This is a genomic window from Bilophila wadsworthia ATCC 49260 (genome assembly GCF_000701705.1).
In the GTDB taxonomy this organism is placed as follows: Bacteria; Desulfobacterota; Desulfovibrionia; order Desulfovibrionales; family Desulfovibrionaceae; genus Bilophila; species Bilophila wadsworthia.
This window is the reverse complement of record NZ_JNJP01000195.1, coordinates 1-1,143: the sequence shown is the minus strand read 5'-3', so window position 1 is coordinate 1,143 and position 1,143 is coordinate 1. Positions and strand designations below refer to the sequence as shown.

General features: G+C 44.3%; 1 protein-coding gene and 1 pseudogene. Both read left to right on the top strand.

The genetic code is table 11. The annotated features are described in order from the left end of the window. Window positions 1–403: pseudogene (locus T370_RS26025) on the top strand (transposase); the annotation flags it as partial. A 21-nt stretch (window positions 404–424) separates the two neighbouring features. Continuing rightward, a partial coding sequence (locus T370_RS0122010; RefSeq protein WP_034507679.1) for a substrate-binding periplasmic protein occupies window positions 425–1,143 on the top strand: 719 nt, incomplete at its 3' end.

The following is a 1,143-nucleotide window of genomic DNA, read 5'->3' as shown; positions in this document are numbered from 1 at the left end:
TTACCTATTTTAATTATCGATAGAAAACGACATGTTGCCGTTGATTCAGATGGTCGACTCCTGCTTGTCAATCTGACGCCGGCCAACATTGCAGACAGCGTCGGAGCGCAGGCAGTGCTTGAAGGGATGAAAAAACTGGGCTCATAGGCGCCTTCAGTTAATGAACAAGGAAAAATTCCTTGATTTCATTGTTGAAATTGTAAAGAGATATCCCCTTCAGAAGGGATTTGCGCCGCTTTCAAACCGTTGGGTGGTGGAGCGAACTTTTGGCTGGATGATGCGTTGGAGACGTCTCGTCCGAGATTATGAAGAACGACTGGATGTCTCAGAAGCCATGATTCAAATTGCCATGGCCAGTCAGCTTCTACGACGAATCGTTTCCATAATGCTAAACGCGCTCTAAATCCAACGAGGAGGGAAATAGATGAGAAAAATACTATATGGTGCTTTGGCACTACTGATAACCGCTCTGACAGACTGCAACGGCTACCCTCAATCAGCAGTCACAGACAATCGACCAGTTATTAAAATCGGAAGTGACAATTATCCTCCGTATAATTACCTGGATGAAAACGGTGTTCCGACCGGAATAGATGTCGAACTGGCGACAGAAGCTTTTGACAGAATAGGCTATAACATAGAAGTTATTACCATTGACTGGGAAAAGAAAAAGGAACTGGTGGAGAATGGAGAAATCGATTGTATTATAGGCTGCTTTTCCATGGAAGGACGTTTAGAAGATTACCAGTGGACCGGTCCGTATATGGTCAGCAACCAGGTGATAGCGGTCAATGAACACAGTGATATCTATCAGCTAAGTGATCTGGAAGGAAAGAATCTCGCTGTTCAGAGCACGACCAAACCCGAGGAGTTTTTTTTGAACCGTGAGGATGAGCAGGGGCCGAGACTTGAGAATCTTATCATCCTGGGCCACAGAGAGCAGATCTACACATTTCTTGGGAAGGGATATGTGGATGCGATAGCTGCGCATGAAGCTTCCATTCTTCAGTATATAAATGATTATGATGTCAAATTTCGTATTTTGGAGGAGCCAATCATGACGGTTGGAATTGGTGCTGCATTTGCAAAGAATGACACCAGAGGATTGAGTGATCAATTAAAGCAGACCCTAGATAAAATGAG